Origin of the sequence: Streptomyces sp. NPDC059373 (genome assembly GCF_042751495.1) — a bacterium.
Classification (GTDB): Bacteria; Actinomycetota; Actinomycetes; order Streptomycetales; family Streptomycetaceae; genus Actinacidiphila.
In genome coordinates, this window is sequence record NZ_JBHYXC010000002.1 from 378,604 (window position 1) to 402,754 (window position 24,151).

The window sequence follows — 24,151 nt, forward strand, 5'->3', positions numbered from 1 at the left end:
GAACCGACGGGACTGAGACGACGGCATGGGTGAGGTCTTCGCGGGCCGGTACGAGCTGGTGGACCCGATCGGGCGGGGCGGGGCGGGCGCGGTCTGGCGTGCCTGGGACCGGCGGCGCGGGCGGTATGTCGCGGCGAAGGTGCTGCTGCAGAGCGACGCCCACTCCCTGCTCCGCTTCGTACGCGAGCAGGCGCTGCGCATCGACCACCCGCACGTCCTGGCCCCGGCCAGCTGGGCGGCCGACGACGACAAGGTGCTGTTCACCATGGAGCTGGTGCGCGGCGGCTCGCTGTCGCACGTCATCGGCGACTACGGGCCGCTGCCGCCGCGCTATGTGTGCCTGCTCCTGGACCAGTTGCTGTCCGGGCTGACGGCCGTGCACGCCGAGGGCGTGGTGCACCGCGACATCAAGCCCGCGAACATCCTCCTGGAGGCCACCGGCACCGGCCGGCCGCACCTGCGCCTGTCGGACTTCGGGATCGCGATGCGCAAGGGCGAACCCCGGCTCACCGAGACCAACTACGTAGTCGGCACGCCTGGTTACTTCGCGCCCGAGCAGATGCTGGGCGCCGAGCCGGACTTCCCGGCGGACCTGTACGCGGCCGGGCTGGTCGCGCTGTATCTGCTCAGCGGGAAGAAGCCGGACCAGCAGGCGATCTTCGCGATGTACGAACACGGCACGCCGAGGGCACCGGTGGGTGTGCCCGATCCGCTGTGGCAGGTGATCGGCGCGCTGCTCCAGCCGGACCCGGAGGCCCGGTTCCGTACGGCGACGGGCGCACGCAAGGCGCTCGCGGCGGCCCAGGAGCTGCTGGCGGAACCGGGGATCGACGAGGAGCCGGTCGAGGTCTTCGACCAGATCGGCCCGCTGCCCGAGGGCTTCGGCCCGGCAGGCCCGACCCGGGCCACCCCGGTGGCGGACCCGGTGCCCTCCGCCGAGACGACCGGCAGCTTCCATCTCGCCCCGCCGCTGCCGGTCCCCGAGCGCCCCGTCACCGAGCGCCCCGTCACCCCGCCGACGCCCCCGACCCAGGCCCCGGCCACCCCGCCGGGCACCCGCCCGTACACGGCGCCGCCGGTGGCCACCCCATCCTTGGCGACGCCCGTACGCCGGCCCGGGCCGCCGGCCAGAGTGGTCGTGCCCGTGCTGGCCATCGCCGCGCTCTGTTTCGCCTTCGGGATCTGGGCGCTGTCAGCCGGCTGAACCGGCAGGCTGCCGCCGCGCCGTGATCGTCCACGCCCCCAGCGACAGCACCAGCACGGTGCCCGCCCCCAGCGCCGCGAAGCCCGCGAAGCGCAGCGCGGAGCCGCCGGCCGCGCCCGTTCCGCCCGACGCGTCCGAGGAAGCGGCGCCGACCCCGAAACCGGCCTTGCCGGGATCGCTGACGTACGCCGGCCCGGCCTCCGCGTCGCCCTTCACATTGATCCGCAGCGTGACGCCGACCTTGCCGTCGACGAAGTCCCGGACGGCCGGGCTGAGCGTTATCTCCAGGTAGTACCAGCCGGAGAAGCGCATGGCGCTCACCGCGCTGGTGCTGTCGAAGCGGTTGGCATACCGGGCCGGTGCCGTGCCCAGCGCCACGGAGGCCTGATCACCGCTGTAGGAAACCGAGGCGTCGTCGACGGCGCCGCGCGCGGTGTTGTAGAGGTCCGTCTGCACGCCGCTGCCGGCGAAGCCGCCGCTGTCCGTCACCTTGGCGTTGCCCAACTCGGTGGTGGCGAAGAGCTGCTGCCCCCAGCCGACCGGCACCTGGTAGAAGAGCGTCTCGCCGGGCTCGATCTCGTCCCTGTAGACCCCGGTGGCCAGCGTCGCCGCGTCGTTGAAGCCGGTGCCGCCGCTGACGCTCCGGCCCGCGCCCGTCGGCGGGGCGGGCGTGGCCGAGCTCCAACTGCTCGGCGAGGGTGCGGTGGTGGCCGTTGTCCTGACGCCGGGCTCCAGCATGAAGCGGAGCTCCGTCGTCCAGGCACCCGGATCGGAGGTCGCGGCGCTGTCGCGTTTCACCACGAAGAGGTAGTGGTCGGCCGTCTGGCACTGGCCGTCCTTGATGATCCGGCGGGTCGCGTAGTCCGCGATCGGCCGCGCGGCCTCGGCCGAGCCGAAGGACGCGTCGCCGTCGAGGCTGCAGGAGTTGCCGTTGGTGTCCTGCAGGGAGACCGTGATGCCGTCGGAGTACCCGACCTGGGTGCCCGGCTTGGGCGCGGCCACCGCCGAGACGAAGGCACTGGAGACGTCGTCCAGGTCCACGCCGTAGAACTTCTCCTCGCCCGCACCGATGGTGTCGGTGTACGTCCCCGGCCTGATCAGCGGCGCGTCGGTGCTGCCGGCCGTGCCCTTCACCGGAGCGCCGGCGGTCCTGTAGAGCGGGATGCCGGAGTCGGCGAAGGCGGAACCCACCGGTCCGGCGACGGCCACCAGCACGGCCGCCACCACCGCAAGCACCCTGCGCATCACGCCCCGCCCCTCGTCCTGCGGCGCACCGCCGCCGTCACCGCCAGGCCGGCGAGCGCCACCATCCCGCCCGTGCCTGCCGCGATCAGATCGCTCCCGGTCACGGATCCTCCCCCGTCCCCCACAGCCGTGTCCCCCGTCTTCACCGAATCGCCCACCGCGGAAGAGCTGCCGCTCCTGTCGGTGCCACTCCCGCTCGCGGCCGGCGCCTTGTACTGCGGCCCGGCCAGCTCCGTCCCCGTCACGCTCACCCGCAGCACCACCCCCACCGCCGCGTTCTCCGCGAGCCGCGCCGCCCCGGGCCCCAGCGACACCGCGATGTAGTAGTCGCCCGCGCTGTGCACCGCCGGGGCCGCGCCGCCGCTGACCCAGCGGTTCGTCCACGTCACAGCAACCGTACCCAGCCCCACTGACAACGGCTTGCCGAAGTACGTCCGCTGCTCCGACGAGCCCGACGCGTCCCGCACCGGCAGCCGCTGCGGCGCGTACGCCCCGGTCCGTACGAAGGACCAGTCCGCCGACGAAGTCCCCTTCAGCACCGGCTCGTTGGCGAACTCCGCCGTGTAGCCGAGCCGCTGCCCCCAGCCCACCCGCACCTTGTAGAAGCGGGTCTGACCAGGCAGCAGCTTGTCCCGCCAGACGCCCTTGGTGACCGTCGTCGCGTCGTTGAAGCCGGTGCCGCCCGCCACGTCCTTCGGCTCGCCCGTGACGGCCGCCGGACTCAGCCCGTACACCGTCTCGGCCGGCGCCGGAGTCGCTCCCGACGCCAGCGGCGCCTCGTTCGCGTACCGCAGCTCCAGCGTCCAGCGGCCCCGGTCCGAACCCGCGTCGCTCGTCCGGTGCACGGACAGCAGATAGCGGCCCTTCTTGTCGCAGCTCCCGCCGCCCTTGGCGCTCGGCACCCGGCTCACCGCCGTGCTGAGCACCATCGCGCCTTCCTCCTGCCCGAAGTGCGCGTAACCGCTGTCACAGGTGTACGCGTAGCCGCTCGCCGTCTGCAGCCTCAGCTCGATCCCGTCCCCGTACGCGACCTTCGCCCCCGTCGGCGGCACCGCCGTCACCGCCAGGTCCGCGGCGGACACGGCGTCCAGCCCGGCCGCGTACCAGCGCGTCTCGCCGGGCCCGATGGTGTCCACGTACTGCCCGGTCCGCAGCGCCGCCGCCCGCCCGGCGCTCGCGCCGCCGGTGACCTGCTCGCCCTCGGCCTTGTAGGCGTCCGCGCTGAGCCGCGAGGCCCGCTCCAACTGCCGCGCCAGTGCCGCCGCGTCGGGGGCGTCGTAGTACGAGCCGTGCCCGGCGCCCGCGATGCACTCCAGCTGCGTACGGGCCTTGCCCCGCACCTGGAAGCCGACGGTGTCGATCCGCAGGCCGACCGCGTTGCCGGCGGAGTCCGCGAGCTGTTTCGCGACCTCGCAGGGCCCCGGGTCCCCGCAGTTGTCCTCCCCGTCCGAGACCAGCAGGACCGTCCCCCGGCCGCCCTCCGGCAGGTCCCCGGCGGCTTTGCGCAGCGAGAGCCCGATGGGGGTGTCGCCCTTGGGCTCGACCGCCGCCACCGCCCTCTTCACGGCGGCCCGGTCCAGCGGCTGTACGGGTTCCACCAGCGACGTGTCGTCGCAGCCGTGCGTCTTGCCGGCGCCGTAGACGCGCAAGCCCGTGGGATAGCCGTCCGGCAGGGTGTCGACCACCTCGTCGACGGCCTTCTTGGCCGCCGCCATGCGCTGGCCGGCCATCGAGCCGGAGGAGTCGAGCACCATGATCAGGCTGTCCTCGGAGGCGGCCGCCGCCTGGGCCGGAACCACCGCCCCCGCGACCACCGGCCCGCCGACCAACGCGAGCAGCAGCCCGCCGATCAGGGCCCATCGTCCACGCATGTGCCGCTTCCCCCTCGCGTCATATTTGCTGCTGCGAAGCTATTGATTTGCGGCAGCAAATTCAAGCCGTCGTCCGTCACGGTCCGGCAACAGCGAAGCCCCGGCCGCCATGCGGCCGGGGCTTCCCGAAAAACCTGGCGTCTCAGACGCTCGCACCGGAACCTGCCGGAACGGAGTCGGTAGCCTCCGTCCACAGGTCCTGCTCGGCGCGGTCCGCCTGGATCTGGCGGTACACGAGGAGACCGCCGATGGCGGCCAGTGCGACCAGGAGAAACTTCTTCACCGCGCGACCTCGTCCTTCTTGGCGTTGGGGGTCCTCCGACGGGCCCGACTATACACACCGGTCGATATCGAACGGTGACCTGCTACCCGCCCAACCTATGCGGCCCCGATAAGGAAACGGCCCGTACGAATCTTGGTCCGTACGCGCCGTTTCCTCCACGCGGTGAGGCTAACCGGACCTGAACCCGTGGCCTCTACTGCACGTCGACGAAGTCACCGGCGGTGGTGAGCGCCGAAGTGGTGGCGGTGCCGGCGAAGCTCCAGCGCCAGAAGCCGTCCACGGAGGCCTTGACGGTGGTCTTCAGCGCACCCTTGGCACCCGACGTCACGGTCTTGACCGTGGTGTACGTGGAACTGCCCTTCTTACGGAACTGCAGCTTCACCGGCTGGCTGGTGTAGCCCGCGTACTTGTTGGGCGACCAGTTGGCACGGGTCAGAGCACCGGTGACCGTGATGGTCCTGCCCTTCTTCACCGGCTCCGGGGCGGCGTTGACGGTCAGGTGGGACTGGCGCTGGAGCTTGAAAGTGCCCGCGTTGTCCTTCTGGATGCCGTCGCCGTCCTTGGCGTCCACGGCCGCCCAGACCTTCCAGGTGCCGGCGGCGGTGTTGGCGACGATGTCTCCCGCACTTTCGCGCGGGTCGAGAGTGATCTTCGTCGTGCAGGTCGCGGTGGTGGCGCTGGAGGCCGTGCACGACCCGTTGTCCTCGGCAGGTCCCGCGATGCCGTCCACGTCGTCGAGAGAGGCGCCGTGGTACACGAAGACGCTGAAGTCCCCGATCCCGGAGTTGTCGGTGGCGGTGACACTGACGGTGAAGACCTTCTTGACGGTGGTACCGACCACCACCGGCTTGCCGCCGTTGACGACAACCTTGGTGATCTCGGTGTCGCCCTTGCTGTCGTCCGCGTGAGCGGCCGGAACGGCAAAGGCGGACAGAGCCAGGGCGCCGGACACAATGGCGACAGTGGCACGAGCACGCATGAGTCCCCCACAAGGAAAGAGTGGCCTGCCAGTTCCCCCCGGCAGGCCGTGTTGACCTTCACATCATATTCACGCCGTGAAGCTCAGGCCATGGCTGTTTCACGTCCGTGACAGGACCACCACAGTCTCGGTGACCAGCGACAATCCGGGAGGCTGATGTCACCCGTAGATGCAAACGACCACCTACTCGGTGAGTAGGTGGTCGTTTCGCCGGTGGGGCTAACAGGACTTGAACCTGTGGCCTCTTCCTTATCAGGGAAGCGCTCTAACCGTCTGAGCTATAGCCCCGCGCTGCGTTGAAAGATTAGCGCACCCGGGCCCATGTCCCAAAATCGGTATCGGCGGCCTACTCGTCCTCCGCCAGCGTCAGCTCGATGCCGCCCACCATGCCCGCGGACAGGTTGTAGATGAACGACCCCAGGGTGGCCAGTGCCGTGGCCAGGACCACATCGATGACCGCGATGATCGAGGTGAAGGTCAGCACGTGCGACAGGGAGAGGAAGGCCTCCAGGTCGAAGCCGCCGCCCGTGCCGGAGTCGGTGGCCTGGCTGATGGTGCCGCCGACGGTGGAGAAGACCCCGAGGGTGTCCAGGACCATCCACAGGGCGGCGACGGCCACGATGGTGCAGATGCCCAGCGCGATGGAGAGCAGGAAGCTGACCTTCATCACGGACCAGGGGTCGGCCTTGGCGACCCGCAGCCGTGCCTTGCGGGTGCGCGGGACCGTACGGGCCGCCGGGCGCGGCCGGCGCACGCCCGCCGCCTCCGGGGGACCGGACGGCGGGGCGTAGGCCTGCGGAGGCTGTACCGGCGGTGCCGGGTGCGCGGGCTGCTCCTGCGGCGGGGCCGGGACCCCGGCGCCGTAGGGCTGCTGCTGCCGCACTGCGTGGTGATGCGGCGGACGGGTGTCGGTCACGGTGTTTCCCCCCTGCTGCGGGCTGTTGCCCGTGGGTGAGCCAGGGGCGCCGCCGGGCGCTTCGGGCAGGGCAGCCGGTAGTGGCTGCGCTCCCTCGGCGCCCGTCCCGCCCGCGTCGCCCGTGGCTCCACTCACGGCTTACTCCTCTGATTCGGCGGCCTCGGGCTGCGCTTCCGCGACGCCCTCGGCACCTTCGACCTCTTCGACCTCATCGGCGGCGACGACCTCCTCGGCCTCCGCCCCCGCCTCGGCGTTGCGCGCGATGCCCACAACCGCATCCCGCTTACCGAGGTTGATCAGTTGGACGCCCATGGTGTCACGTCCGGTTTCACGCACTTCATTGACCCGTGTACGGATCACACCGCCGCTGAGGGTGATGGCGAGGATTTCATCGGTCTCCTCCACCACCAGTGCCCCGACCAGCGAGCCGCGATCCTCGACGATCTTCGCCGCCTTGATGCCGAGCCCGCCACGCCCCTGGACCCGGTACTCGTCCACATTGGTGCGCTTTGCGTACCCGCCATCCGTAGCGGTGAAAACGAAAGTACCCGGGCGCACGACATTCATCGAGAGAAGTTCGTCACCTTCGCGGAAGGACATGCCCTTCACCCCGGATGTCGCGCGTCCCATGGGGCGCAGACTCTCATCCGTAGCTGTGAACCGGATGCACTGCGCCTTCCGGGACACCAGCAGCAGATCGTCGTCGGCCGACACCAGCTCCGCGCCGATGAGTTCGTCCTCGGCGCCCGAGTCCGTCTCGCGCAGGTTGATCGCGATGACACCGCCCGAGCGGGGGGAGTCGTAGTCCTTGAGCGAGGTCTTCTTCACCAGGCCGGACTTCGTGGCGAGCACCAGATACGGCGCGGCCTCGTAGTCGCGGATCGCCAGGATCTGCGCGATCCGCTCGTCCGGCTGGAAGGCCAGCAGGTTCGCCACGTGCTGGCCGCGCGCCTCGCGGCCGGCGTCCGGTAGCTCGTACGCCTTGGCCCGGTAGACCCGGCCCTTGTTGGTGAAGAACAGCAGCCAGTGGTGCGTGGTGGAGACGAAGAAGTGGTCGACGATGTCGTCCTGCTTCAGCTTCGTGCCGCGCACGCCCTTGCCGCCGCGCTTCTGCGAGCGGTAGTCCTCGGTCTTCGTACGCTTCACATAGCCGCCACGTGTGATGGTGACGACGATGTCCTCCTCGGCGATCAGGTCCTCCATGGACATGTCGCCGTCGAAGGGCACCAGCTTGCTGCGCCGGTCGTCGCCGAACTTGTCGACGATCGCGGTCAGCTCCTCGCTGATGATCGAGCGCTGCTTCTCCGGGGAGGCCAGGATCGCGTTGTACTCGTTGATCTTCGCCTGCAGGTCGTCGTGCTCGGCGACGATCTTCTGCCGCTCCAGGGCGGCCAGTCGGCGCAGCTGCATCTCCAGGATCGCGTTCGCCTGGATCTCGTCGATCGTCAGCAGGCCCATCAGGCCCTCGCGCGCGATCTCGACGGTGTCGCTGCGCCGGATCAGCGCGATGACCTCGTCGATGGCGTCCAGCGCCTTGAGCAGGCCGCGCAGGATGTGCGCCCGCTCCTCGGCCTTGCGGAGCCGGAAGCGGGTCCGCCGGACGATGACCTCGACCTGGTGGGTCACCCAGTGGCGGATGAACTGGTCGATGGACAGGGTGCGCGGCACGCCGTCGACCAGCGCCAGCATGTTGGCGCCGAAGTTGGACTGCAGGTCGGTGTGCTTGTAGAGGTTGTTCAGCACGACCTTGGCGACGGCGTCGCGCTTGAGCACGACCACCAGACGCTGGCCGGTCCGGCTGGACGTCTCGTCGCGTACGTCGGCGATGCCGCCGATCCGGCCGTCCTTCACCAGGTCGGCGATCTTCTGCGCGAGGTTGTCGGGGTTGGTCTGGTACGGCAGCTCGGTGACCACGAGGCACTGCCGGCCCTGGATCTCCTCGACCTCCACCACCGCGCGCATCGTGATCGAGCCGCGCCCGGTGCGGTACGCCTCCTCGATGCCCTTGCGGCCCACCACCAGGGCGCCGGACGGGAAGTCCGGGCCCTTGATCCGCTCGAGCAGCGCGTCGAGCAGCTCCTCGGGGGTCGCCTCGGGGTTGGCCAGGTACCACTGGGCGCCGTCGGCGACCTCGCGCAGGTTGTGCGGCGGGATGTTGGTCGCCATACCGACCGCGATCCCGGCCGAGCCGTTGACCAGCAGGTTCGGGAAGCGCGCCGGCAGGACCGTCGGCTCCTGGTTGCGGCCGTCGTAGTTGTCCTGGAGGTCGACGGTGTCCTCGTCGATGTCCCGGACCATCTCCATGGACAGCGGCAGCATCTTGCACTCGGTGTAGCGCATGGCCGCCGCCGGGTCGTTGCCCGGAGAGCCGAAGTTGCCGTTGGAGTCCACCAGCGGCATCCGCATCGACCACGGCTGGGCGAGGCGCACCAGGGCGTCGTAGATCGAGGAGTCGCCGTGCGGGTGGTACGTGCCCATGACGTCGCCGACGACGCGGGCGCACTTGTAGAAGCCCTTCTCGGGCCGGTAGCCGCCGTCGTACATCGCGTACAGGACGCGGCGGTGCACCGGCTTGAGGCCGTCGCGGACATCGGGCAGCGCGCGCGACACGATGACGGACATCGCGTAGTCGAGATAGCTGCGCTGCATCTCCGTCTCGAGGCCGACCGGCTCGATGCGGAGCACGGTGTCGGCCTCAGCGGCGCCTTCGGGAATTGCTGGGGTGCCTGGCGTGGTGTCGTCGGCCATTGCTGGTCAAAGTCCTTTCGAGCTGCGGCTGCTGATACGGGCCGACTCAGATGTCGAGGAAGCGGACATCCTTGGCGTTGCGCTGGATGAAGGAGCGCCGGGCCTCGACGTCCTCACCCATCAGCACCGAGAAGAGGTCGTCGGCGAGCGCCGCGTCGTCCAGGGTGACCTGGCCGAGCACACGGTGGTCGACGTCCATCGTGGTCACCCGCAGCTCCTCGGCGTTCATCTCACCGAGACCCTTGAAGCGCTGGATCGAGTCCTCCCGGACCCGCTTGCCCTGCTGGCGTCCCAGCTCGATCAGGGCGTCGCGCTCGGAGTCGGAGTACGCGTACTCGAAGTCGTCCCGGCCCCACTTGATCTTGTACAGGGGCGGACGCGACAGGTACACGTGCCCGGCCTCGACCAGCGGGCGCATGAAGCGGAACAGGAACGTCAGCAGCAGCGTGTTGATGTGCTGGCCGTCGACGTCGGCGTCCGCCATGAGGATGATCTTGTGATAACGGAGCTTCGTGATGTCGAAGTCCTCGTGCACACCCGTGCCGAAGGCCGAGATCAGCGCCTGGATCTCGGTGTTCTGCAGGATCTTGTCGATCCGCGCCTTCTCGACGTTGAGGATCTTGCCGCGGATCGGGAGGATCGCCTGGTACTGCGGATTACGGCCGGACTTCGCCGAGCCGCCGGCCGAGTCACCCTCGACGATGAAGATCTCGCACTTGGACGGGTCGTTGGACTGGCAGTCGCTGAGCTTGCCCGGCAGCGACGCCGTCTCCAGCAGGCCCTTGCGACGGGTCAGGTCACGCGCCTTGCGGGCCGCGACCCGGGCGGTGGCCGCCTGGATCGACTTGCGGATGATGTCCGCGGCCTCGTTCGGATTGCGGTCCAGCCAGTCGGTGAGGTGCTCGTGCACGACCTTCTGCACGAAGGTCTTCGCCTCGGTGTTGCCCAGCTTGGTCTTGGTCTGGCCCTCGAACTGCGGCTCGCCCAGCTTGACCGAGATGATCGCCGTCAGACCCTCGCGGATGTCCTCGCCGGCGAGGTTTTCGTCCTTCTCGCGCAGCAGCTTCTTGTCACGCGCGTAGCGGTTCACCAGACCCGTCAGCGCCGCACGGAAGCCCTCCTCGTGCGTACCGCCCTCATGGGTGTGGATGGTGTTCGCGAAGCTGTAGACACTCTCGCTGTACTGAGTGTTCCACTGCATGGCGACCTCGACCGAGAGCAGCCGCTCCTTGTCCTCGGCCTCGATGTCGATGACCGTGGGGTGGATGACCTCGCCCTTGCGGGAGTTGAGGTACTTCACGAAGTCGACGATGCCGCCCTCGTAGAAGTACCGGACCGACAGCGCGCTGCCGTCCTCCTGGACGTGCTCGGGGCGCTCGTCGGTCAGCGAGATGGCCAGCCCCTTGTTGAGGAACGCCATCTCCTGCAGGCGCCGCGACAGCGTCTCGAAGGAGTACTCGGTGGTCTCGAAGATGTCCGGGTCCGCCCAGAAGGTCACCGTGGTGCCCGTCTCGGACGTCGGCTCGTTCTTGGTCAGCGGAGCCGTCGGCACGCCCAGCTTGTAGTCCTGGCTCCAGCGGTAGCCCTCACGCCGGACCTCGACCGACACCCTCGACGACAGAGCGTTGACGACCGATACACCCACGCCGTGCAGACCACCGGAGACGGCATAGCCGCCGCCGCCGAACTTGCCGCCCGCGTGCAGCACCGTCAGCACGACCTCGACGGCCGGCTTCCCCTCCGAGGGGACGATGTCCACCGGGATGCCACGACCGTTGTCGATGACGCGTACGCCACCGTCGGCGAGGATCGTCACGTCGATGGTGTCCGCATGCCCTGCCAGAGCCTCGTCGACCGAGTTGTCGACCACCTCTTGGACGAGGTGATGCAGACCACGCTCGCCCGTCGAGCCGATGTACATACCGGGACGCTTACGCACCGCGTCAAGGCCCTCGAGGACCGTGATCTGGCTGGCGTCGTAGGACGAACCGTTGGACGGCACGCCTGAACCGGCTGCTGTGGACTTATTGATCTCGTTGGGGTTGCCGGAATCGGCCACGAAGCGCCCTTTCTGGCACAGCACGAGCCGTCTCCCGCTGCGGCGGGGGCGGCTGCGTCGTTCGACTTGTTCCGCGATTGGGCGGTGTAGCTACCAGTCTACCGGTAGCGCCGACATAGATGGGGCTTTGCCGGTACCTGAGTTCCCATGTGCCGTCCTGAAGCGCCTCCAGCCGACTCCCTACACGTGGACCCGGCTCAAAAACCGCTCACGCGGGCGCTCAGGGCTTCGGGCTGTCAACCCCTGGCTACCCATAGGTATCGCCTGGACCACGGCTGCCCGGCGCCCGCAGGCGGCCGTAGGAGCGCGGCGGGCCGGCCGGGCCCAGCACCTTGATCACTTTGACCGTGCCATGGCCCAGATCGGCGTTCAGCCTGGCCACAAGGGTCGGCGCGAGCAGCCGCAGCTGCGTCGCCCACGCCGTGGAATCACACTGCACGGTGAGCACGCAGGCTTCCTCGTCGTACTTCTGCGGCTCGCAGTGCAGCGCGATGTCGTCGCCGACCAGCTGCGGCCAGCGCCCCATCACCCCGCCCACCGCCGCCGGGGCCTCCCAGCCCCGCTCGGTGATCAGACGGTTGATCGCCGCGCCCAGCGGCAGCGGGTCCCGGCCGTCCGCCCGCGCACCACTGCGGAGGCCACCACGCCTGGCCTGTTTCTTCTGCTGCGCCGCCGCCCCGCGCGCCCGCGCCTGCTCCTTGGCCGCACGCAGCGCCACCCGGGCCAGATCCACCCCGGACGGCTCGGCTGCGGTCTGCGGCGGGACCGGGACCTCGTCGTCGCTCACGCCCGCTCCACCGTCCCGTCCTCCACCACGAAGCGTGCGCCGACCAGCACGTCCGGTACGTCGTCGTCCACCGCCGCCGTCACCAGCACCTGCTCGCCGGGCGCCACGAGTTCCGCCAGCCGCTTGCGCCGCTTCTCGTCCAGCTCCGCGAAGACGTCGTCCAGGACCAGCACCGGCTCGTTGCCGTCGGCGCGCAGCAGGTCGTACGAGGCCAGGCGCAGCGCCAGCGCGTACGACCAGGACTCGCCGTGGCTCGCGTAACCCTTCGCGGGCAGCTGCCCCAGCTTGAGGACCAGGTCGTCGCGGTGCGGGCCGACCAGGGTCACGCCGCGCTCGATCTCCTGCTTGCGGGACTCGCCCAGGGCCTCCATGAGGGCCGCGAAGAGTTCCTCGCGCCCGGAAGCCACGGCGATCCGTTCGCCGATCGAACTTCGGTACTCCAGCGCGAGCGGGCCGCCGCCGGGGGCCAGCTGCTCGTACGCCTTGTCGGCCAGTGGCTGGAGGGCGTGGACGAGATCCAGCCGGTAGGCCAGCAGCTCGGCGCCGACCCGGGCCAGGTGCTGGTCCCACACGTCCAGGGTGGTGAGGGCTGAATCTCCGGCGCGCCCGGTACCGCCGCCGTGGCGGCGGGCCATCGCGGCGGACTTCAGCAGGGTGTTGCGCTGCTTGAGGACCCGCTCGTAGTCGCTGCGGACGCCCGCGAGCCGCGGGGCGCGGGCGGTGAGCAGCTCGTCCAGGAAGCGGCGGCGCTCACCGGGATCGCCCTTGACCAGGGCCAGGTCCTCGGGGGCGAACAGGACGCTGCGGACTATGCCGAGGACGTCGCGCGGCCGCACCTGCGACGAGCGGTTGATGCGGGCGCGGTTCGACTTTCCCGGGTTGATCTCCAGCTCGACCAGCTGCTGCCGGTCGCCCTGGACGACCGCCGCCCGCACGATCGCCCGGTCCGCGCCCATCCGTACCAACGGGGCGTCACTGGCGACCCGGTGGCTGCCGAGGGTCGCCAGATAGCCGACCGCCTCGACCAGATTCGTCTTGCCCTGGCCGTTCGGCCCCACGAAGGCCGTCACGCCCGGATCGAGCGGTACCTCGACCCGGGCGTAGGAGCGGAAGTCGGCGAGCGACAGATGCGCGACATGCATGGCTGTGCGCCGGCCTCCTTCCCTTGCGTGCTGTTACTTGCTCTCGACCGCGTGGCCGCCGAACTGGTTGCGCAGGGCGGCGACCATCTTGATCTGCGGCGAGTCCTCCTGGCGGGAGGCGAACCGGGCGAACAGCGAGGCGGTGATGGCCGGCAGCGGCACCGCGTTGTCGATCGCGGCCTCCACCGTCCAGCGGCCCTCGCCGGAGTCCTCCGCGTAGCCCTTGAGCCCGGCGAGGTGCTCGTCCTCGTCCAGCGCGTTGACCGCCAGGTCCAGCAGCCAGGAACGGATGACCGTGCCCTCGCGCCAGGACCGGAAGATCTCGCGGACGTCGGTGACCGAGTCCACCGCTTCCAGCAGCTCCCAGCCCTCGGCGTACGCCTGCATCATCGCGTACTCGATGCCGTTGTGGACCATCTTCGCGAAGTGCCCGGCGCCGACCTTGCCCGCGTGGACCGAGCCGTACGGGCCCGCGGGCTTCAGGGCGTTGAGGACCGGCCGGACCTTCGCCACGTCGTCGGGCTCGCCGCCGTACATCAGCGCGTAGCCGTTCTCCAGGCCCCAGACGCCGCCGGAGACACCGCAGTCGACGAAGCCGATGCCCTTGGCGGCCAGCTCCTTGGCGTGCTTCTCGTCGTCGGTCCAGCGCGAGTTGCCGCCGTCGACGACGACATCGCCGGGGGAGAGCAGCTCGGCGAGCTCGTCGACCGTCGACTGGGTGGCGGCACCGGCTGGGACCATCACCCACACGACCCGCGGCGCGGCGAGTTTGTCCACAAGCTCCCGGAGGCTGTGGACATCGGCGAGATCCGGGTTGCGGTCGTAGCCGATGACGGTGTGGCCGGCCTGGCGGATGCGCAGGCGCATGTTGCCGCCCATCTTGCCGAGACCGATGAGACCGAGCTCCATCGTTGATCCTTCGTTCGAAGCCTTGCCTGACCTACGTTGAGCCTACGTCGGGCGTGTACCCCCGGTGCAGCAGGCTCAGCGGACAGACTCAGCCCGAAAGCCGGACCGGCATGATCAGGTACTTGTACGCCCCGTCGGCCTCGGCGTCGATCGCCGGACGGCCGCTCAGGAGCGCGGGCTTGGTCGAGGTCGTGAACGACAGCTGGGCCACCGGGGAGTCGATCGCGCTGAGCCCGTCCAGCAGGAACTGGGGGTTGAAGGCGATCGAGATGTCGTCGCCCTCCAGCTTGGCGTCGACCCGCTCCACAGCCTGTGCATCGTCGCTCGAACCGGCTTCCAGGGTGAGCACACCCTGCTCGAAGCTCAGCCGGACCGGGGTGTTGCGCTCGGCGACCAGCGCGACGCGCTTGACGGCCTCCACGAAGGGCGGCGTCTCGATCACCGCGACCGAGGCGAACTCGGTCGGGAAGAGCGTGCGGTACTTCGGCAGGTCGCCCTCGAGGAGACGGGTGGTGGTGCGGCGGCCCGCACCCTCGAAGCCGATCAGGCCCTCACCGGCACCGGAGCCGGCCAGGGCGATCGACACGGTGTCGCCGTTGGTGAGCGCCTTGGCGGTGTCCAGCAGCGTCTTGGCGGGCACCAGGGCGACGGCGGAGATGTCGGGCTGCTCCGGCTTCCACAGGAACTCCCGGACCGCGAAGCGGTAGCGGTCGGTCGAGGCCAGGGTGACGGTGTCGCCCTCGATCTCGATCCGTACGCCGGTGAGCACCGGCAGGGTGTCGTCACGTCCGGCGGCGATGGCCACCTGGGCGGCCGCCGCGGCGAAGACCTCGCCGGGGACGGTGCCGGTGGCGACGGGCATCGCGGGCAGTGCCGGGTACTCGTCCACAGGCATGGTGTGGAGTGTGAATCGCGAGCTGCCGCAGACCACGACGACACGGACGCCGTCGGTGGAGATCTCCACAGGCCTGTTGGGAAGTGCGCGGGAGATGTCGGCGAGCAGGCGGCCGGAGACCAGGACGGTGCCGTCCTCCTCGACGTCGGCCTCCACGGAGACCCGGGCCGAGACCTCGTAGTCGAAGCCGGACAGGCTGAGCTTGCCGTCCTCGGCCTTCAGCAGGAGCCCCGCGAGAACCGGCACCGGGGGACGGGCCGGCAGACTGCGGGCCGCCCAGGCCACTGCCTCCGCGAGTACATCGCGCTCCACCCGGATCTTCACCGGAACCGCCTCCTGCTGTTGCTGGCTGTCTGTGGCCGACTGTGCTTGGCCCTCGTGGCCCTCTTGCCGGAGAACAGTCTGACAGCCGCCACGGACAACCGGTGCGGGTTGGGTCAAGCGAAGTCCGTCGTGGCCCGACGGCCCGCGGCTCGGTTGTGCACAGGACCCACTTCGAAGCAGGTTTCCCGGGATCTATGGGTAGTCGTAGTAATAGGGGTTGTGGATACCGTGGATAAGTGGTTCCAGCCCTGGTCAGGCCCGGTTTTTTATCCACCGCGCCTGTGGGTGGGGCCCGTGGACAACCGGCCTGTTCTGTGGACGGCCGAAAGTTGTGCACACGGGATGCACAGGACATGCCCGGTTCTCCCCAGCACTGTCCCCAGGAATACCCAGGTTCTCCCCAGGCCAATCCACCCCCTTGGTGTGACGGCTTTCACTCGTACCGGGGAGAGGGCGCGTTTCGTTGCCGAACAGTGGACAGGGCTGTGGAGAAGCTGGGGACAACCGGCCCTGGGCTGTGGGCGGCCGGTGGACAACTCCGATCGGCCGCTGTGGGCGGTGGATCTGTCCACAGCCTGGGGACGGAGGTTGCCCACAAATCCCCAGCCCTCCCACCTGGAGTCATGAGTATGCCGGACTCCCCGCTGTGGACAGGATCGGGACAACGCGGGCATCCCCAGGCTGTGGACGGGCTCGGCGGCCCGGAATTGTGGAGAGACGTTCCTGTCGGCGCGGGCCGGCCGAGGATTCGAACAACGAGCAGCGCCCCGGGAGTTGGCTCCCGGGGCGCTGCGGTGTTCGTACGGCTGCCGATGCGGCCTCGTGTCAGCTCTTGATGCGGTTGGTGAGCTCGGTGACCTGGTTGTAGATGGAGCGCCGTTCGGCCATCAGCGAGCGGATCTTCCGGTCGGCGTGCATCACCGTCGTATGGTCGCGGCCGCCGAACAGCGCGCCGATCTTCGGCAGCGACAGGTCCGTGAGCTCACGGCACAGGTACATCGCGATCTGCCGGGCGGTGACCAGGACCCGGCTGCGGGACGACCCCGAGAGGTCCTCGACGTCCAGGCCGAAGTACGAGGCCGTCTCCGCCATGATCGCCGGCCCGCTGATCTCCGGCAGGGAGTCCTCGCCGCCGGGGATCAGGTCCTTCAGCACGATCTCGGTCAGCTGGAGGTCCACCGGCTGCCGGTTGAGGCTGGCGAAGGCGGTGACCCGGATCAGGGCACCCTCCAGCTCGCGGATGTTGCGGGAGATCCGGGAGGCGATGAACTCCAGAACCTCGGGCGGGGCGTTGAGCTGCTCCTGCACGGCCTTCTTGCGCAGGATCGCGATCCGGGTCTCCAGCTCGGGCGGCTGGACGTCGGTGATCAGGCCCCACTCGAAGCGGTTGCGGAGCCGGTCCTCCAGGGTGACCAGCTGCTTGGGCGGCCGGTCGGAGGAGAGCACGATCTGCTTGTTGGCGTTGTGGAGGGTGTTGAAGGTGTGGAAGAACTCCTCCTGCGTCGACTCCTTGCTCGCCAGGAACTGGATGTCGTCGACCAGCAGGATGTCCATCTCGCGGTAACGCTTGCGGAAGGTGTCGCCCTTGCCGTCGCGGATGGAGTTGATGAACTCGTTGGTGAACTCCTCGGAGCTCACGTACCGCACCCGCGTGCCGGGGTAGAGGCTGCGCGCGTAGTGGCCGATGGCGTGCAGCAGGTGCGTCTTGCCGAGGCCGGACTCGCCGTAGATGAACAGCGGGTTGTACGCCTTGGCCGGCGCCTCGGCCACCGCGACGGCGGCCGCGTGCGCGAAGCGGTTGGACGCCCCGATGACGAAGGTGTCGAAGAGGTACTTCGGGTTCAGTCGCGCGGTCGGCTCGGCGGGACCCTGCGCGGTCGAGGCCTTGGCGGGCGGCGCGTGCCGGACCGGGGACTGCGGTTGGTGCTGGGGCTGGTGGTGCTGCGGCTGGTGCTGCTGGGGCGGGGGGTGCGACTCGTAGCGGGGCTGCGGCGGGGACAGATACGGGTCGCGCTCGCCGTAGCCGCCGGGACCGCCGGGGCGCTGCTGCTGCCAGGCGTCGGGCCCGGGCTCGCGGGGCGGCCAGCCGCCGGGGCCGGCGTCGGGGTAGGCGCGGCGCATCCGGGGGCCCTCGTCGGTCGGGCGGTCGTACGCCTCGTCGTACTCGCGGCGGTGCTGCCCGCCGTACGGCTGGGGAGGCTCGGCGCCGTACTCGTCGCCGTACGCGGGGCCCTGGGACTGGGCGGGGAGCTCCGGCGCGGGTTCCTGGGGGGCGACTTCGGCCTCGGCGCCGGAGGCGACGGCGATGGCGATGCCGACGGGGTGGCCGAACTCATGGCTGAGCACCTCGGTGATCAGCGGGAGCAGCCGTCCTTCGAGGACGCTCTTGGCGAACTCGTTGGGGGCGGAGAGCACCGCGGTGCCCGCGACCAGCGCCAGGGGCTGGGTGCGCTTGAGCCAGTCCGCGTCCTTCGGCTTCAGGTCCTCGCTCTCGACCAGGATCTTCTGCAGGACTCTTGGCCACACTGAGGCAAGATCGGCAGTTACGTCAGCCACAGTGCACGCTCTCTCGGTCGCTGGTTCGGTGCCGATGAATCCCACGAAGGTGTGGTTCTTGGGACGGACGGGAAGGATGCGGGGATGGGTTGGTGGGGGTAACCGGGTTGGGCCACGGTAGTCAGCGCGACGTACGTGGTTCAAGTCGTTGTCCACAGGGTGTGCAAAAGCACGTCCGGATGGACGCGCCCCAGGGGCGGGTGGTTGCCGGTTTGACCTGATGACCCGGCCGCGCGTACCGTAACGAGGTCGAGTTGTCGATGGCTGCTGCCGCCTGCCTACCGATGGGCGAGGGTCACCCGGAGCTTTTTCCAGGTGACCGTGAAGCGGTGCACCCGAATGTTCCGCGAGTTTCTCGTGGGCGCACGGTGACAGCCAGGCGACGCCCCGCCAACACACGATTTCCTCTGGAGCCCCCGAGTGAGCAAGCGCACCTTCCAGCCGAACAACCGTCGTCGCGCCAAGACCCACGGCTTCCGGCTGCGTATGCGTACGCGCGCCGGCCGCGCGATCCTGGCGACCCGTCGTGGCAAGGGCCGCGCCAAGCTGTCCGCCTGATCGCGACAGGTCTCATGTCGTGCTGCCCACCGAGAATCGGCTGAGGCGGCGCCAGGACTTCGCGACCGCGGTACGCCGGGGACGCAGGGCCGGACGCCCGTTGCTGGTCGTCCATCTGCGTACGGACAGTGACCACACGGACCCGCACGCGGCGGGGAGCAGTGCTCCCCAGGCGCGTGCGGGTTTCGTCGTGAGCAAGGCCGTGGGCAACGCGGTCACGCGCAATCTGGTCAAGCGTCGGCTTCGGCACCTGGTCCGCGAGCGTCTGAGTCTGCTGCCCCCCGGTAGCCTGGTAGTCGTACGAGCGCTGCCCGCCGCGGGCGACGCCAACCACGAAGAGCTGGGCCGAGACCTGGACGCCGCGTTGCAACGGCTCCTGGGGGTGGCGCGATGAAGTACCCGCTGCTGGCGTTGATCAAGATCTATCAGTGGACGATCAGCCCGCTGCTCGGTCCGGTCTGCAAGTACTACCCCTCGTGCTCCCACTATGGGTTCACGGCCATCGACCGGCACGGTGCGGTCAAGGGCACTGCCCTGACCGCATGGCGGATCCTGCGATGCAACCCCTGGTCGCTGGGCGGGGTGGACCATGTTCCGCCGCGCAAACGGCCGCCGTGGCACGATCGGCTGCGGCGCCACTTGCGGGGCCGCGGAGGCGGGTCCGTCACTCCCGAGCCCGTCGAGACCCCTAACGCCCAAGGAGCCTGACCGTGGGGATCTTCAACCCCCTCTACGACGCTGTTTCCTGGATCATCGTCCAGTTCCACTCGCTGTACAGCCTCGTCTTCGACAAGGACAGCGGCTGGGCGTGGGGTCTTTCGATCATCTCGCTGGTGATCCTGATCCGGATCTGTCTGATCCCGCTCTTCGTGAAGCAGATCAAGTCGACCCGGAACATGCAGGCGCTCCAGCCGAAGATGAAGGCGATCCAGGAGCGCTACAAGAACGACAAGCAGCGCCAGTCCGAAGAGATGATGAAGCTGTACAAGGAGACGGGCACCAACCCGCTCTCCTCGTGCCTGCCGATTCTGGCGCAGTCGCCGTTCTTCTTCTCGCTGTACCACGTGCTCAGCTACATCGCCAAGGGCAAAGAAGTCGGCGTCATCAACCAGAACATGGTGGCCAGTGCCCAGCACGCGCACATCTTCGGTGCTCCGCTGGCGGCGAAGTTCACCGACAGCGCCAGCACCCTCGCGAAGCTGGGCGCCACGGTCACCGATGTGCGTGTTGTCACAGTCATCATGATCATCCTGATGTCGGGCTCGCAGTTCTACACGCAGCGCCAGCTGATGACGAAGAACGTCGACATGACGGTCAAGACGCCGTTCATGCAGCAGCAGAAGATGCTGATGTACGTCTTCCCGGTCATGTTCGCCGTCTTCGGCATCAACTTCCCGGTCGGTGTCCTCATCTACTGGCTGACCACCAACGTGTGGACCATGGGCCAGCAGATGTTCGTGATCCGCCGGAATCCGACCCCGGGCAGCCTCGCGTTCAAGCAGCGCCAGGACCGACTGCGTGCGGCGGGCAAGCTGAAGGACGACGCGAAGGCCGCCGCCAAGACCGGCGAGGGCGGCGCCCCGGCAGACGCCGCGCCGGTGAAGCGTACGCAGCCCAAGCGGCAGACCAAGTCCCAGCGCCAGACGACGGGCAGTGGCACGCAGGCGCAGGCGGGTGGTGGTGCGGCCAAGAAGCCGGGCACGCCACCGGCGGACGCCCAGTCCAAGCCCAAGGCGCAGCCCAAGCCGAACCTGTCGAAGAAGAAGTAGAGGAGTCCATCCGTGACGGACGGCAACACCACCGACGCGCTGACCCGCCTGGAGCAGGAGGGCGAGATCGCGGCCGACTACCTCGAGGGTCTGCTGGACATCGCCGACCTCGACGGTGACATCGACATGGATGTCGAGGGCGAGCGGGCCTCTGTCTCGATCATCGGCGAGGGCACCGGCCGCGACCTGAACAAGCTGGTCGGGCGGGACGGCGAGGTGCTCGAGGCGCTGCAGGAGCTGACCCGGCTCGCGGTGCACCGGGAGACCGGTGACCGCAGCCGTCTGATGCTGGACATCGCCGGCTTCCGGGCCCGCAAGCGGGCCGAGCTGGCGGAGCTGGGCGCGAAGGCGGCGGAGGAGGCCAAGGGCACCGGTGAGCCGGTGAAGCTGGATCCGATGACCCCGTTCGAGCGCAAGGTCGTGCACGACGCGGTCGCCGCAGCGGGTCTGCGCAGCGAGTCCGAGGGCGAGGAGCCCCAGCGCCGGGTGGTTGTCCTCCCGGTCTGATCCGGGCCGGCTGTACTCAGGTACGCCATCCGGTATGTGATCCATCGGCCCCGTCTGCCTCGCAGGCGGGGCCGAATCTTGTCAGCCTGGTAGTGAGACGACGGAAGGACGGTCCTCGTGACGGAGGAGGCAGCGGAGCTCCCCCCGGCGCCGGAGGCGGCCCGGACGGTCTTCGGGGAGCGCTACGCGGACGCGGTGCGCTATGCGGAGCTGCTTGCCGACGCCGGCGTGCGGCGAGGACTGATCGGTCCACGGGAGGTTCCCCGGCTGTGGGAGCGCCATCTGCTGAACTGCGCGGTGCTGTCCGAGGTGATTCCGCAGGGCGTCTCGGTGTGTGACGTGGGCTCGGGTGCCGGGCTGCCGGGGATCCCGCTGGCGCTGACCCGTCCCGACCTCTCGATCACGCTGCTCGAGCCGCTGCTGCGGCGTACCACCTTCCTGGAGGAGGTGGTACGGCTGCTGGGCCTGACCAATGTGACGGTGGTGCGCGGCCGGGCCGAGGAGATGGTGGGCAAGCTCCCGGCGGTGGATGTGGTCACCGCCCGGGCGGTGGCGCCGCTGGACCGGCTGGCGGGCTGGGGACTGCCGCTGCTGCGTCCGCACGGGGAGATGGCCGTCCTCAAGGGGGATACCGCGGAGGAGGAGCTGAAGGCGGCCCGTGCCGCCCTGAGCCGGCTCGGTGCGGTGGAGACCTCGGTGGTCCAGGTCGGCGAGGGGATAGTGGATCCGCTGTCGACGGTGGTGCGGGTGCTGGCCGGGGAGAGTCCCGGTGGTGTGCGGGCGGCGACCCGGCGGGCGAAGGCGGCTCGGGCCCGGCGTCACCATAGATGATCCGGCTGCGGCTGCTTGGCTCCATACAAGCGGTCAAAACTACATAATTCGGAGTGTCGCGTAGGAAACCGGGCGCGATGCTGCGCATCGTGTTTCACGTGAAACGTCGCTCCCTGCTTCCAGGAATCCTCAGCCGAGCCCGTGCGGCGGCCGAATCACGTCCCTACAAGGCCGCTGAGTCGACTCAACCGGTGGATTCATCCACAGGAGATCGGGCCTCACTGGTTCACAACCCCCAAAGCATGGCAGGCTCTCTTCATTGCGAGCTTGTAGTCGAGGAGAGTGAATCCTTGCGGTCCGACGCCAACATCGCGGGACCGATGGCCGATCCGGTCCCCGGTCCCCGCACCGAGTCGTATGGGGAGGATGTTTCACGTGAAACACCGCCCCCGATGGACGACACCCCCATCGGCCGTGCCGCCCAGTTGGCGGTCGAGGCACTGGGCCGGGCCGGCGAGGGGCTCCCCCGGCCCGCCGAGACCAGGGTGATCGTCGTCGCCAACCAGAAGGGCGGGGTCGGCAAGACCACCACCACGGTCAATATGGCAGCCTCGCTGGCCCTGCACGGGGCCCGCGTGCTTGTCGTCGACCTGGACCCCCAGGGCAACGCCTCCACGGCCCTGGGCATCGACCACCACTCCGAGGTGCCGTCGATCTATGACGTCCTGGTGGAGAGCAAGCCGCTCTCCGAGGTCGTCCAGCCGGTCCCCGATGTCGAGGGGCTGTTCTGTGCCCCCGCCACCATCGACCTGGCCGGCGCCGAGATCGAGCTGGTGTCCCTGGTGGCCCGGGAAAGCAGGCTGGAGCGCGCCCTCCAGGCTTATGAGCAGCCGCTGGACTACATCCTCATCGACTGCCCGCCCTCACTCGGCCTGCTGACGGTCAACGCCCTGGTGGCGGGCGCCGAGGTGCTCATCCCGATCCAGTGCGAGTACTACGCCCTGGAGGGCCTCGGGCAGCTGCTGAGGAATGTCGAGCTGGTCCGTGGCCACCTGAACCCCAAGCTTCACGTCTCCACCATCCTGCTGACCATGTACGACGGCCGGACCCGGCTGGCGTCCCAGGTGGCGGACGAGGTACGCACCCACTTCGCCGAGGAGGTGCTGCGCACCAGCATCCCGCGCTCGGTCCGTATCTCGGAGGCGCCCAGCTACGGCCAGACCGTGCTGACGTACGATCCGGGATCCAGCGGAGCGCTGTCCTATCTCGAGGCGGCGCGGGAGATGGCGCTGCGCGGCATCCCGGGCAGCTCCGAGTTCAAACAGTTCAATAATGAGCACAGCAAGAACGAGCACAGCATGTCGGAGGGGATCCAGTGAGTGAGCGACGCAGAGGACTAGGCCGCGGTCTCGGCGCGCTGATTCCGGCCGCACCGTCGGGGGCGGACAAGTCCGCCGCCGCGGCTGTGGCCGCAGCCGCCGCGCCGTCCGCGGTACCGGTCCTCACCGCCGAGCGAGGAGTTGCCGCGGCCAAGGTGGCCGGGCTTGCGGGGCGTAACGGGCACACCGAGGCGCCGGCGGCGACCATGCCGGTGATGCGCGAGACCGAGTCCGCAGCCGAGCAGGCCCCGGCGGAGGTGGCAGGGGCGTACTTCGCCGAGCTGCCGCTGGACTCCATCACGCCGAACCCGCGCCAGCCGCGCGAGGTCTTCGACGAGGACGCGCTCGCCGAACTCGTCACCTCCATCCAGGAGGTCGGTCTGCTGCAGCCGGTCGTGGTGCGCCAGACCGGAGCCGACCGCTATGAGCTCATCATGGGCGAGCGCCGGTGGAGGGCTTGCCGTGAGGCCGGTCTGGAGAAGATCCCCGCGATCGTCCGGGCCACCGACGACGAGAAGTTGCTCCTGGACGCCCTCCTGGAGAACCTGCACCGCGCCCAGCTGAACCCGCTGGAAGAGGCCGCCGCCTACGACCAGTTGCTGCAGGACTTCTCCTGCACCCATGAGCAGCTCGCCGACCGCATCGGCCGCTCCCGCTCCCAGGTCTCCAACACCCTGCGACTCCTCAAGCTCTCCGGGCCCGTGCAGCGGCGGGTGGCCGCCGGAGTTCTGTCGGCGGGCCACGCGCGCTCGCTGCTGGCCCTGGAGGAGGTCGAGGACCAGGACCGGCTCGCCAGCCGGATTGTGGCCGAGGGGCTGTCGGTGCGTGCGGTCGAGGAGATCGTGCACCTGATGAACGCCGAGCCGAAGGCCGTCAGGAAGACCGCAGGGCCACGGGCCGGCCGGCGGGTGTCGCCGGCGCTGACCGATCTCGCGCTGCGGCTGTCCGACCGCTTCGACACCCGGGTGAAGGTCGACCTGGGCCAGAAGCGCGGAAAGATCGTCGTGGAGTTCGCATCGATAGAGGATCTGGAGCGCATCCTCGGCACCATCGCGCCCGGCGAGGGCAAGGTGCTCGAGCGCACGCTGACGGACGGTACGGACGAAGACGACGAGTGAGTCCCCCTTGTGCGGTTGGGCGGGCCGGACTCTCGGGGGGTCCGGCCCGCCCCTCGTTCTGATCTCTTTGCTGTGCTCTTTGCATGCCGCCGGTGTCGGACTTGTCCCATCGCGGATACGATGCGTAGAAG

At 69.3% G+C, this 24,151-nt stretch carries 20 protein-coding genes, 1 tRNA gene and 1 pseudogene; 9 read left to right on the forward strand and 13 right to left on the reverse strand.

All coding sequences use genetic code 11. The features are described from left to right. Window positions 1-25: 25 nt before the first annotated feature. The gene (locus ACFXJ5_RS05965; RefSeq protein WP_384627427.1) at window positions 26-1,204 is read left to right on the forward strand and encodes a serine/threonine-protein kinase; all 1,179 of its coding nucleotides are present in this window, start codon (window positions 26-28) and stop codon (window positions 1,202-1,204) included. Here ACFXJ5_RS05965 and ACFXJ5_RS05970 read toward each other — a convergent pair. The 13 genes and pseudogenes from ACFXJ5_RS05970 to dnaA form a co-directional block, all read right to left on the reverse strand. Then, the gene (locus ACFXJ5_RS05970) at window positions 1,193-2,449 is read right to left on the reverse strand and encodes a hypothetical protein (protein WP_384627430.1); all 1,257 of its coding nucleotides are present in this window, start codon (window positions 2,447-2,449) and stop codon (window positions 1,193-1,195) included. The two genes, ACFXJ5_RS05965 and ACFXJ5_RS05970, sit on opposite strands and share 12 nt — an antisense overlap. Next, window positions 2,449-4,320, reverse strand: coding sequence for a VWA domain-containing protein (locus tag ACFXJ5_RS05975; protein WP_384627433.1), 1,872 nt, complete (start codon window positions 4,318-4,320; stop codon window positions 2,449-2,451). Before ACFXJ5_RS05975 ends, ACFXJ5_RS05970 begins: the two co-directional genes overlap by 1 nt. Window positions 4,321-4,462: 142 nt before the next feature. Continuing rightward, a complete protein-coding gene (locus ACFXJ5_RS05980) occupies window positions 4,463-4,603 on the reverse strand; it encodes a DLW-39 family protein (protein WP_018559211.1) in 141 nt (46 codons plus the stop codon). A 193-nt stretch (window positions 4,604-4,796) separates the two neighbouring features. Continuing rightward, a complete protein-coding gene (locus ACFXJ5_RS05985) occupies window positions 4,797-5,582 on the reverse strand; it encodes a DUF5707 domain-containing protein (protein ID WP_384627438.1) in 786 nt (261 codons plus the stop codon). Window positions 5,583-5,796: 214 nt separating this feature from the next. Continuing rightward, a tRNA-Ile gene (locus ACFXJ5_RS05990) sits at window positions 5,797-5,870 on the reverse strand. Between the two features lie 58 nt (window positions 5,871-5,928). Beyond that, window positions 5,929-6,633 (reverse strand): DUF3566 domain-containing protein, encoded by a 705-nt coding sequence (locus tag ACFXJ5_RS05995; RefSeq protein WP_384627441.1) that lies wholly within the window; start codon window positions 6,631-6,633, stop codon window positions 5,929-5,931. Between the two features lie 3 nt (window positions 6,634-6,636). Continuing rightward, window positions 6,637-9,246 carry a DNA gyrase subunit A gene (gyrA, locus tag ACFXJ5_RS06000; protein WP_384627444.1) on the reverse strand — a complete coding sequence of 870 codons (2,610 nt, stop codon included), beginning with the start codon at window positions 9,244-9,246 and terminating at the stop codon, window positions 6,637-6,639. 46 nt (window positions 9,247-9,292) lie between these two features. Then, on the reverse strand, window positions 9,293-11,329 hold the full coding sequence (gene gyrB, locus ACFXJ5_RS06005) for a DNA topoisomerase (ATP-hydrolyzing) subunit B (protein ID WP_384627447.1): 2,037 nt from the start codon (window positions 11,327-11,329) through the stop codon (window positions 9,293-9,295). A 223-nt stretch (window positions 11,330-11,552) separates the two neighbouring features. Next, window positions 11,553-12,092 (reverse strand): DUF721 domain-containing protein, encoded by a 540-nt coding sequence (locus ACFXJ5_RS06010; RefSeq protein WP_384627450.1) that lies wholly within the window; start codon window positions 12,090-12,092, stop codon window positions 11,553-11,555. After that, window positions 12,089-13,234, reverse strand: coding sequence for a DNA replication/repair protein RecF (recF, locus tag ACFXJ5_RS06015; RefSeq protein WP_384627452.1), 1,146 nt, complete (start codon window positions 13,232-13,234; stop codon window positions 12,089-12,091). The genes ACFXJ5_RS06010 and recF overlap by 4 nt, the downstream gene beginning before the upstream one ends. Window positions 13,235-13,267: 33 nt before the next feature. Further along, window positions 13,268-14,155, reverse strand: a pseudogene (gnd, locus tag ACFXJ5_RS06020) (phosphogluconate dehydrogenase (NAD(+)-dependent, decarboxylating)); the annotation flags it as partial. Window positions 14,156-14,231: 76 nt separating this feature from the next. Beyond that, complete coding sequence (gene dnaN, locus ACFXJ5_RS06025) at window positions 14,232-15,362, reverse strand: DNA polymerase III subunit beta (RefSeq protein ID WP_384627455.1); 1,131 nt, start codon at window positions 15,360-15,362, stop codon at window positions 14,232-14,234. Window positions 15,363-16,187: 825 nt separating this feature from the next. Continuing rightward, a complete protein-coding gene (dnaA, locus tag ACFXJ5_RS06030) occupies window positions 16,188-17,918 on the reverse strand; it encodes a chromosomal replication initiator protein DnaA (RefSeq protein WP_384627459.1) in 1,731 nt (576 codons plus the stop codon). Window positions 17,919-18,338: 420 nt separating this feature from the next. Between dnaA and rpmH the strand changes: the two genes are divergently transcribed. The 8 genes from rpmH to ACFXJ5_RS06070 all read left to right on the forward strand — a co-directional run bounded on the left by rpmH (window position 18,339) and on the right by ACFXJ5_RS06070 (window position 24,020). Beyond that, window positions 18,339-18,476: a 50S ribosomal protein L34 gene (rpmH, locus tag ACFXJ5_RS06035; RefSeq protein ID WP_329315469.1), complete on the forward strand. Its 138-nt coding sequence runs from the start codon at window positions 18,339-18,341 to the stop codon at window positions 18,474-18,476. A gap of 19 nt (window positions 18,477-18,495) precedes the next feature. Further along, the gene (gene rnpA, locus ACFXJ5_RS06040) at window positions 18,496-18,870 is read left to right on the forward strand and encodes a ribonuclease P protein component (RefSeq protein WP_384627463.1); all 375 of its coding nucleotides are present in this window, start codon (window positions 18,496-18,498) and stop codon (window positions 18,868-18,870) included. Beyond that, window positions 18,867-19,184, forward strand: a complete 318-nt coding sequence (gene yidD / locus ACFXJ5_RS06045; protein ID WP_127354734.1) for a membrane protein insertion efficiency factor YidD — start codon at window positions 18,867-18,869, stop codon at window positions 19,182-19,184. Before rnpA ends, yidD begins: the two co-directional genes overlap by 4 nt. 2 nt (window positions 19,185-19,186) lie before the next feature. Further along, complete coding sequence (gene yidC, locus ACFXJ5_RS06050) at window positions 19,187-20,245, forward strand: membrane protein insertase YidC (RefSeq protein ID WP_384627466.1); 1,059 nt, start codon at window positions 19,187-19,189, stop codon at window positions 20,243-20,245. A gap of 12 nt (window positions 20,246-20,257) precedes the next feature. Beyond that, window positions 20,258-20,752 carry a protein jag gene (locus ACFXJ5_RS06055; RefSeq protein WP_384627469.1) on the forward strand — a complete coding sequence of 165 codons (495 nt, stop codon included), beginning with the start codon at window positions 20,258-20,260 and terminating at the stop codon, window positions 20,750-20,752. Window positions 20,753-20,869: 117 nt separating this feature from the next. Then, complete coding sequence (gene rsmG, locus ACFXJ5_RS06060) at window positions 20,870-21,583, forward strand: 16S rRNA (guanine(527)-N(7))-methyltransferase RsmG (protein WP_384627472.1); 714 nt, start codon at window positions 20,870-20,872, stop codon at window positions 21,581-21,583. Between the two features lie 242 nt (window positions 21,584-21,825). Next, window positions 21,826-22,902, forward strand: coding sequence for a ParA family protein (locus ACFXJ5_RS06065; protein ID WP_384627475.1), 1,077 nt, complete (start codon window positions 21,826-21,828; stop codon window positions 22,900-22,902). Next, window positions 22,899-24,020 carry a ParB/RepB/Spo0J family partition protein gene (locus tag ACFXJ5_RS06070; RefSeq protein ID WP_384627476.1) on the forward strand — a complete coding sequence of 374 codons (1,122 nt, stop codon included), beginning with the start codon at window positions 22,899-22,901 and terminating at the stop codon, window positions 24,018-24,020. The genes ACFXJ5_RS06065 and ACFXJ5_RS06070 overlap by 4 nt, the downstream gene beginning before the upstream one ends. Window positions 24,021-24,151: the final 131 nt, after the last annotated feature.